Source organism: Rhizobacter sp. P3_C12 (assembly GCF_056402735.1).
Map to the genome: position 1 here is coordinate 1 of NZ_JBFUGW010000241.1, position 9495 is coordinate 9495.

Annotated in this window: 4 protein-coding genes; 2 read left to right on the forward strand and 2 right to left on the reverse strand. The window is 69.5% G+C overall.

The features are described from left to right. Nucleotides 1-130 precede the first annotated feature (130 nt). A complete protein-coding gene (locus tag AC1DXV_RS26650) occupies nucleotides 131-1963 on the reverse strand; it encodes a TolC family outer membrane protein (protein ID WP_477936398.1) in 1833 nt (610 codons plus the stop codon). 252 nt (nucleotides 1964-2215) lie between these two features. On the opposite strand from AC1DXV_RS26650, the gene AC1DXV_RS26655 reads away from it, so the two are divergent. Together AC1DXV_RS26655 and AC1DXV_RS26660 are read left to right on the forward strand one after the other, a co-directional pair. Further along, a complete protein-coding gene (locus AC1DXV_RS26655) occupies nucleotides 2216-2917 on the forward strand; it encodes a transglutaminase-like cysteine peptidase (RefSeq protein ID WP_477936400.1) in 702 nt (233 codons plus the stop codon). A 22-nt stretch (nucleotides 2918-2939) separates the two neighbouring features. Beyond that, entirely contained in the window at nucleotides 2940-4853 is a 1914-nt protein-coding gene (locus tag AC1DXV_RS26660) for an EAL domain-containing protein (RefSeq protein WP_477936402.1), read from the forward strand. 24 nt (nucleotides 4854-4877) lie between these two features. On the opposite strand, the gene AC1DXV_RS26665 is transcribed toward AC1DXV_RS26660, so the two are convergent. Further along, on the reverse strand, nucleotides 4878-9495 hold a 4618-nt coding region (locus AC1DXV_RS26665), incomplete at its 5' end, for a beta strand repeat-containing protein (protein ID WP_477936404.1).

Genomic DNA, 9495 nt, shown 5'->3' on the forward strand with positions numbered 1-9495 from the left:
GTTTGGCGATGCACCCACGAAGCCGAGCTTCTTCGTGGAGTCGGCGCCCCCAGGGCGCCGCCCGCCTCGGCATGAGCCCCCAGCCCAGCCCCTCACCCGCCCCGCCGCGCACGCGCCGCGGCGCGACGAACTACAGGTTGCTTTCCTTCGTGATGAACCACTGGCCGTCAATCAACCGCCACGTCACCGACTTGTTCACGACGTCGGAGTAGCCCGACGAGGTGTAGGTCTGCTTGAAGCGGGTCTGCGCAACACCAGGCCCGATGGCCTGCACGTCGATGTTCTCCAGCTTCACGCTGAGCGAGCCGGACTTCGCCAGCATCGCCTGCCGGCGTGCCTTCCAGGCGTCGACCGAGCCCTGCGCCGGCTTGAAGCCAGGGGCATAGAAGCTGAGGTAGCGCGGCAGGTCCTTGGCCTCCCAGGCCGCCGTCCACGCCGTCAGGCGCGGCAGCGGCGAGCTGGCCGCAGCGGCCGGCGCAACCGCGGCCGGCAGCGTCGACGCGCCTCCCGCGATCGGCGTGGCCGGTCCGGTGCCGGCGGCCGCACGCCTCGACAGTGCCTCGAAATCGATCGGCGGCGAGCTCACGGCATCGGCTGGGCAGCGCCCCGGCGCATCGCCATCGGCCGACCACCCGCTCGCGTCGTCCGGCGCCTCCGGCGCGCCCTGGTCGCGCGCCAGCCCGAGCTGGGCGCTCAGCTGGTTCATCGACGCCTGCGTGCGCACATAAGCCACGCCCAGGTCGTACTCGGCATTCGCATACGAACGCCGCGCGGTGTAGAGCTCGTTCTCGGCGTTCAACAGGTCGAGGAGGCTGCGCTGGCCGATGTCGAACTGCTGGCGGTAGGCGTCGCGTGCCTTCTCGATCGCGATCGTGTTGCGGTCGAGGTAACCCAGCTGGTCGACCAGCTTGCGGGTGTCGTTGTAGGCGATCTCCACCGTCTGGCGCACATCGCGGCACACCTTGTCGCGCTGGTCCTCGGCCTGCGTCAGCAACCTGGCCTGCTGGCGCACGCGCGCCTGGTCGGAGCCACCGTTGAACAGGTTCCAGTTCAGCACGATCTCGGCCGTGCTGTCGCGGCGCTGATCCTGCACGCCGTCGAAGTTGCGGCCGGCACCCGCGCGCACGCGGGCCTCGACCTTCGGCTGGTAGGCGCTCTCGCGCACCGAGACCAGCGAGCGCGCCGAGCGCAGCGATTCGACGCTCGCGCTGATCGTCGGGCTGCGCCGGATCGCCTCGGCGGCGGCCTCGTTCGCGGTGGCCGGGATCGCCTGGCGCAGCGGCACGGGCAGCGGCATCACCGCCGGCGGCGCCTCGCCGACCACGCGCTGGTAGCGCGCCGACACGTCGTGCAGGTTCGACACCTCGGTCGACAGGTTGGATTCGGCCAGCGCCAGCCGTGCACCGGCCTGCTCGAGATCGACGCCGCGGCCGACGCCGGCACGCACGCGCGAATTGATCTGGTTGAACGCGCTGCGGTGCTGCACGAAGTTGTCTTCGGCCAGCGCCACCAGGCGGCGGTAGCGCAGCACGTCGTAGTAGGCGCGCGCGGCTTCGAGCGCGGTCAGCTCGGTGACGTCGACCACCTCGAAGTAGCGGGCCAGCCGCTCGTGGCCGAGGCGGCTCACGTCCTTGCTGGTGCCCAGGCCATCCCACAGCAGCTGCGTCAGCGTCAGCGCCGCACCGCTGCGGCTGGTCGACTGGCTCTCCGGCGTGCGCGAATCGATGCTGTCGCGGTCGCGGCCGACGTTGGCGCTCAGGTCGAGTCGCGGGTAGAAGCCGCCGCGCGATGCATCGATCGCGTCGGACGACGCGCGGTAGGCATTGAACCGGCCGGTGACTTCAGGGTTGGATGACACGGCCTTCTGGGCGGCCGCCTTCAGGGTGTCGTTGCTTTGCGCGAGGGCGGGGCCTATGCACGACAGTGCGGCGGCGGCGAGCAAGCTCTTGGTCTTCAACTGCATCGTGATCCTGTCTCTGAGCGAACCCATCGGTAAACCCGATGGGAGTGTAGTGGCCGCGCTACAACTGCTCGCCCGGGCGCGTCGGGAGATCATCAAGGCGGCCACAGTATTTCACGCAATGGGTGCGAGAAACGGCGTTTCTGCCACAACTCCTCACACACTGCCGGACTTCGGTGTGCTGGCGTGCTGACGCCTCAAGTCGTCGCGCACCATGACGACATCCTTACGTCGGGGCCAACCTTATGGATGCACGTGCACAGCGCTGAACCGAACCCCGACGTGATGTCTTGCCGCCGGCCGGGCCGCGGCATCGTCGCGTGGATGGTGGCGGTGGCGCTCGTGCTCGCCGGCGTGCCGTCCGGCGCCTGGGACGCCGACCGCATGCTGGCCGCCGCGCAGCGCATCTCGCCGCGTGCCGTCGACGGCGTGCGGGCGCTGCAGCCGGTGCTGGCCGCCGCCCAGGGGCTGGACGAGCCCGCCAGGCTGCAGACGATCAACGAATTCTTCAACCGCCGCGTGCTGTTCCGCGATGACACCGAGGTCTGGGGCCAGGTCGACTACTGGGCCAGCCCGCTCGAGACGCTGGGCAAGGGCGCCGGCGACTGCGAGGACTACGCGATCGCCAAGTACTTCAGCCTGCTGGCGCTCGGCGTGCCGACCGCGAAGCTGCGGCTCGTCTACGTGCGGGCGCAGATCGGCGGGCCGAACGGCGTGGTGCAGGCGCACATGGTGCTCGCCTGGTATGCCGCGCCGGACGCCGAGCCGCTGATTCTCGACAACCTCATCACCGAGGTGCGGCCGGCGTCGCGGCGGCCCGATCTGACCCCCGTCTTCAGCTTCAACAGCGACGGCCTGTGGCAGGGCGTCGGCCCGCAGGCGGCCGGCGACCCGTCGGTGCGCCTGTCGCGCTGGCGCGAAGTGCTTGCGAAGGCCCGCGCCGAGGGGTTCCAATGAGTCAACGAACGAGGGAGAGAGCATGTCGCTGATCCGCCAGATCTGGTTGTTGCTGCTGGGCACGGTGCTGCTGGCCTTTGCCGGCAGCGTGACCGTCGCGGTCGAATCGGCACGCGGCTACCTGCAGACCCAGCTGGGCGTGAAGAACGCCGACAACGCGACAGCCTTGGCGCTCGCGCTGTCGCAGCAGCATGGCGACAAGGAGCTGATGAACCTGCTGCTGGCCGCGCAGTTCGACAGCGGCTACTACAGCCGCATCCGCTTCGTCGCGAGCGACGGCAGCGTGGCCTTCCTGCGCGAGGCCTCCGGCGGCCCGCGCGAGGCGCCGGGCTGGTTCGCGCGGCTGGTGCCGATCTCTGCCCCGCAGGGCGTGGCGCAGGTATCCGACGGCTGGCGCGCGCTCGGCCGCGTCGAGCTGATCAGCCAGAGCGGCTACGCGCACGACGAACTGTGGCGCAGCAGCCTGTGGTCGGCGCTGGCGCTGGGGGTGGTCGGGTTGCTGGCCGGCGGCGTCGGCACGCTGATGATCCGGCGCATCCGGCGGCCGCTCGATTCGGTGGTCGACCAGGCGCAGGCGCTGGTGCGCGGCGAGTTCATCACGGTGCCCGAGCCCGGCGTGCCGGAGCTGCGCCGCATGACGCAGGCGATGAACACGATGGTGGGGCGCCTGCGCATCACGTTCCAGGCGCAGGCCGAGCAGCTGGAAGGGCTGCGCCAGCAGGCCAACTGCGACCGGCTGACCGGGTTGTCGAACCGGGCGCATTTCCTCGGCCAGCTGGCCGTGATGCTGCAGCGCGAGGACGGCGCGGCCGAGGGCGGCCTGGTGCTGCTGCGCGTGCTCGACCTCGCCGGGCTGAACCGGGCCCTCGGCCATGCCGAGACCGACCGGATGATCACCACCGTGGCCCAGGCGCTGCGGCCGTACGGCGACCGGGTGAAGGGCTGCTTCATCGGCCGCCTGAACGGCTCGGACTTCGCGCTGTGCCTGCCGGTGGCCGGCATGGCGCGCGAGACCGCGCAGGCGCTGTCCGATGCGCTGAGCCTGGTGCTGCCGAACCTCAGTGCCGAGGCCGGCGTCAGCGTCGGCGCGCTCGAGCTGCGCCGCGAGATGACGATGGCGCAGGTGATGAGCGAGGCCGATGCCGCGCTGGCGCGCGCCGAGAGCCGCGGGCCGTTCGCGGTGGAGCTGGGCGGCGAGGGCAGTGTCGCCGTCGCGATGCTGGGCGAGGGCGCATGGCGCCAGCGCATCCGCGATGCGATCGGGCAGCAGCGCGCCCACCTGGTCAGCTTCCCGCTGGTCAACGTGCGCAAGGACCTGATCCACCTCGAGTGCCCGCTGCGCCTGCAGCTGGAGCCGAACGGCGTGTACGAGCCGGCCGCGCGCTGGCTGCCGCTGGCGATCCGCAGCCGGCTCACGGTCGACATCGACGAATGCGCGCTCGCGCTTGCGCTGCGCGATGCGGCGCGCGACGGCAAGCCGCGCTGCGTGAACCTGTCGCCGTCGTCGCTGGCCGACAGCGGCTTCTCGGCACGGCTGCGCGCGCTGCTGTGGAATGCGCCGCAGGTGGCGCGGCTGATCTGGCTCGAGGTGGCGGAGAGCGCGGCCGTCGAGCACTTCGGGCTGCTGCAGGAGCTCGGCCGGCAGCTGCGCCCGACCGGCATCCGGCTCGGGCTCGAGCATGCCGGCGAGCGGCTGGGCAAGATCCCGCGGTTGTTCGAGGCCGGGATCGACTACGTGAAGCTCGACGCGGCCATCGTGCAGGGCGTGGGCAGCGACGAGAACCGCGCCGCCTTCGTGCGCGGCACGGTGACGCTGCTGCACGGGCTGTCGCTGCAGGTGTACGCCGAGGGCGTGAGCAGCGCCGCCGATGCGCAGCGCCTGTGGGAGTGCGGCATCGACGGGGCCACCGGGCCCTGGATCAGCGAAAACAGTTGAAGCGGGCGGGCGGCCCGCCCGCCATCAATCCACCACCAGCTTGCCGCGCCGCAGCAGGTCGTCCAGCACCTGGTTGTCGGTGGTGAAGGTGCTCACCAGGTTGACGCCGTTCAGCGTGATCACCTGGTTCACCGCCGACGCGTTGTAGGTGCCGTTGGTGAAGCCGCCGCCGGTGCTGACCTCCACCACCGTGTTGCCGCCCACCACCGAGAAGTGCAGGTAGTTGTTCAGGTTGCCGTGGTCGACCGTGATCGCCGTCGCGTTGTTGGTGCCGATGGGGGCAGCCGTCGTCACCGTGTTGGCCGTGTGCAGCTCGCCGACCAGCAGGTCGCGCAGGTCCAGCACGTCGCCCGAGTTGGCGGTGTTGTCGAAATCGGTGATCACGTCGCGCGCCGGTGCGGCGGTCGTGCCCTGGTCGGCGAGTTTCCACTGGAAGACGTCGTGGCCAATGCCGCCGGTCAGCGCGTCGTTGCCCTTGCCGCCGATCAGCGTGTCCGCGCCGTCACCGCCGTTCAGCGCGTCGTTGCCGGCGCCGCCGATCAGCTTGTCGCGGGCGGCGCTGCCGGTCAGCGTGTCGTTGCCGACGCCGCCGTCCAGCGTGGAGCCGGTGCGGATCACGTACTGGCCGCCGCTCATCACGATGTCCTGCGTGTCCGACAGCGTCGGCGCATTCGCGTCGCTGAACATCGCGAAGTTGCTCGTGCCCAGCGTCTGGTAGGTCGTGTCGGCCGAGCCGGTGGCCTTGACCTCGATCTTCAGCACGGCGCTGCCGCCTTGCTCCCAGTACAGCAACTCCAGCGCCGTCAGCCCGCCGGTGATCGGCACGCCGGTGTAGACGCGGGTGGTCGGCGACTGGACGTTGTCCCAGATCGCGACCTGGTGTCCGTCCAGCATCAGGCGGAAGCCGTCGTCCGCGGTGACGCGGATGTCGTAGGTGCCGGCGGCCATGTACACCTCGCCGGTCAGGCGCACGCCTGCGTCGGTGGTGCTGCCCAGGCCGTTGGTCGGGCCGCCGCTGCCGGCGCTGCCGGGAGCGGTGCCGCTCTCGACGCTCAGCGAGCCGGCGTCGCTGCCGGCGGTGCGGTGCAGGAACTTGAACAGCGCGCTGTTGTTGTCGGTCAGGCCCGTGGTGGATCCGCCGGCCGCGACGTTGATGTTCGAGCCGAGCGAGTTGCTGACGTCGGGTGAGCTGCCGTAGTCGATGGTCTTGGCGATGAAGCGGGCGTCGACGGTGCCGGTGACGGCGGCCGTCGAGGTGCCGAGGATGTTGTTGCTGCCGCCCATCGTCGCGTTGCGCGCATTGACCAGCGTGTTGAAGTCGGACACGCGGTCGAGGTTGCCGACGCTGCCGTCGTCGGCGTGGCGGCGGTTGCTCCCGGAGACGGCGCTGTCGTTGTAGCCGTAGTACTCGCCGTTCAGGCCTTGGGTGTTGGTGATCACCGTCGTGGACGGCGCGCCGGCCGTCACGGTGTCGGCCTGACCATCGACGCGGATGGTCAGCGTGGCGTTGGAGGTAGCGCCGGACGGGTCGCGGACCTGGTAGGTGAACACATCGGTGACGAAACTGCCCGTGGCGAGCGCGTTCGCGTTGTCGGCGACGTAGGAGTAGCTGCCGTCGCTCTTCAGCGTCAGGGTGCCATAGGTGCCGGTGATGGCCGTGCCGCCCGTGGTGATGGCGGTGGTCGGCGTGCCTGAGCCGGCGATCGCACGGGCAACGCTCAGGGCGTCGCCGTCGGGATCGGTGTCGGCGTTGGCCGGCTTGGGCGCCGAGATGATCACGCCGTCATTGGTGCTCACGCCCAGCGTGCTGCCGGCATTGATCTGGCCATCGTCGTTGCGGGCCACCGGGGCGTCGTTGACGGCCACCACGGTGATCGTGGTGGTCGCCGGGGCGCTGTTGCTGTTGCCGTCGTTGACGGTGACGGTGATCACGCGGTTGGTGGTGTCCGGCGTATCGCTGGTGTTGGAGAAGGTGATCGCGCGGATCGCCGTCTCGTAGTTCGCCAATGTCGCGGAGCCGCTCAGGGTCACGACACCGCCGGAGACGGTGGCGGTGATGCCGGTGGGCAAGGTGCCGACCGAGAGAACGTCGCCGCTCTTCGCGTTGGTCAGCGTCACGATGGCGCTGGCGAGCGTGCTGCTGTCGACATCGGTGATCTTGATGTCGGTGTCGGCGATGGAAATGCCGGTGCCATTCTCCGTGTAGGTCGTCGCGTAGCCCAGGCCGGTGGCGGTCGAGTTGTTCAGGTCGAGATCGATCGACGGCGGCTGGTCGTTGTCGATGATCGTGCCGACGCCGGTGGCAGTGGCGATCGTCGCGTTGGTGGCGCCGTTCAACGTCAGGTTGAAAGTTTCCGAGGCTTCGGCCAGCGTGTCGTTGGTGATCGCCACCGTGATCGTCTGGGTGGTGACACCGGGGGCGAAGGTCAGCGACCCGCCGGTGACGGCGGTGTAGTCGGAACCAGCCGTGGCGGTGCCGTTGGCGGTGTCGTAGCCGACGGTGACGGTCTTGCCGGAGGCAGCCGACAGCGTGACGGTGAAGGTGGCCGTACCGGCTGCTTCGTTGACGGTGACGTTGCCGATCGACAGCGAGGGCGTCGGATCGTTGTCGGTGATGGTGGCGGTGCCCGAAGCCGAGGTGTTCGAGGTCGTGCCGGCCGAGGTCGTCGCGGTCAGCGAGAACGTCTCGTTGACTTCGTTCAGCGCGTCGTTGGTGACCGGGGTGCGCACCAGCACGCTGGTGCTGCCGGCGGCGATGGTGGCGGCCGTGGCGTTGGTCCAGGTGCTGCCACCGTCGGTGGAGACCTGCAGGTTGTTCGAGACGCCCGAGCCATAGTCGACGCCGCCGCCGGTGGCAGTGCCGTTGGCGAGGCCGAGGTTGACCGTGGTCGCGAGCGTCGACGGGTTGGACAGTGCGACGGTGAAGACCGCGAAGCCCGCGTCCTCGACGACCGTCTGGCTGGACACGCTCAGCGCTGGGGTGTCGTTGTCGACGATCGTGCCGACACCCGTGCCCGTGCCGATGGTGGCGTTGGTCGGTGAGCCGAGGAGGACGCTGAAGGCCTCGTTGCCTTCGTAGACGTTGTCGTTGTTGATCGCAACGGTGACCGTCTGCGTGGTGACACCCGGAGCAAAGGTCAGCGACCCGCCGGAGATGGCGGTGTAGTCGGAACCGGCCGTGGCCGTGCCATTGGCCGTGTCGTAGCCGACGGTGACGGTCTTGCCGGAGGCGGCCGACAGCGTGACGGTGAAGGTCACCGTGCCGGCGCCCTCGTTGACGGCGACGCTGCCGATCGACAGCGATGGCGTCGGATCGTTGTCGGTGACGGTGGCGGTGCCCGAAGCCGAGGCGTTCGAGGTCGTGCCGGCCGAGGTGGTGGCGGTCAACGAGAACGTCTCGTTGACTTCGTTCAGCGCATCGTTGGTGACCGGGGTGCGCACGAGCACGCTGGTGCTGCCTGCGGCGATGGTGGCTGAGCTGGCATCCGTCCAGGTGGCGCCACCGTCGGTGGAGACCTGCAGGTTGTTCGAGGTGCCCGAACCGTAGTCGACTCCGCCGCCGGTGGCGGTGCCGTTGGCGAGGCCCAGGTTGACCGTGGTCGCGAGCGACGACGGGTTGGACAGTGCGACGGTGAAGACCGCGAAGCCCGCGTCCTCGACGACCGTCGGGCTGGACACGCTCAGTGTCGGCGTGTCGTTGTCGACGATGGTGCCGACAGCGGTGCTCGTGCCGATGGTGGCGTTGGTCGGCGAGCCGAGGACGACGTTGAAGGCCTCGTTGCCTTCGTACACGTTGTCGTTGTTGATCGCCACGGTGACCGTCTGCGTGGTGACACCCGGAGCAAAGGTCAGCGACCCGCCGGAGATGGCGGTGTAGTCGGAACCAGCCGTGGCGGTGCCGTTGGCGGTGTCGTAGCCGACGGTGACGGTCTTGCCGGAGGCAGCCGACAGCGTGACGGCGAAGGTGGCTGTACCGGACGCTTCGTTGACGGTGACGTTGCCGATCGACAGCGAGGGCGTCGGATCGTTGTCGGTGATGGTGGCGGTGCCCGAAGCCGAGGCGTTCGAGGTGGTGCCGGCCGAGGTGGTGGCGATCAGCGAGAACGTCTCGTTGACTTCGTTCAGCGCATCGTTGGTGACCGGGGTGCGCACGAGCACGCTGGTGCTGCCTGCGGCGATGGTGGCGGCCGTGGCGTTGGTCCAGGTGCTGCCACCGTCGGTGGAGACCTGCAGGTTGGTGGCCGTGCCCGAGCCGTAGTCGACGCCACCGCCGGTAGCGGTGCCGTTGGCCAGGCCGAGGTTGACCGTGGTGGCGAGCGTCGACGGGTTGGACAGCGAGACAGTGAACACCGCATAGCCCGCGTCTTCGACGACCGTCGGGCTGGACACGCTCAGCGTCGGCGTGTCGTTGTCGACGATGGTGCCGACACCGGTGCCCGTGCCGATGGTGGCGTTGGTCGGCGAGCCGAGGACGACGTTGAAGGCCTCGTTGCCTTCGTACACGTTGTCGTTGTTGATCGTCACGGTGACCGTCTGCGTGGTGACACCCGGAGCAAAGGTCAGCGACCCGCCGGAGATGGCGGTGTAGTCGGAACCAGCCGTGGCGGTGCCGTTGGCCGTGTCGTAGCCGACGGTGACAGTC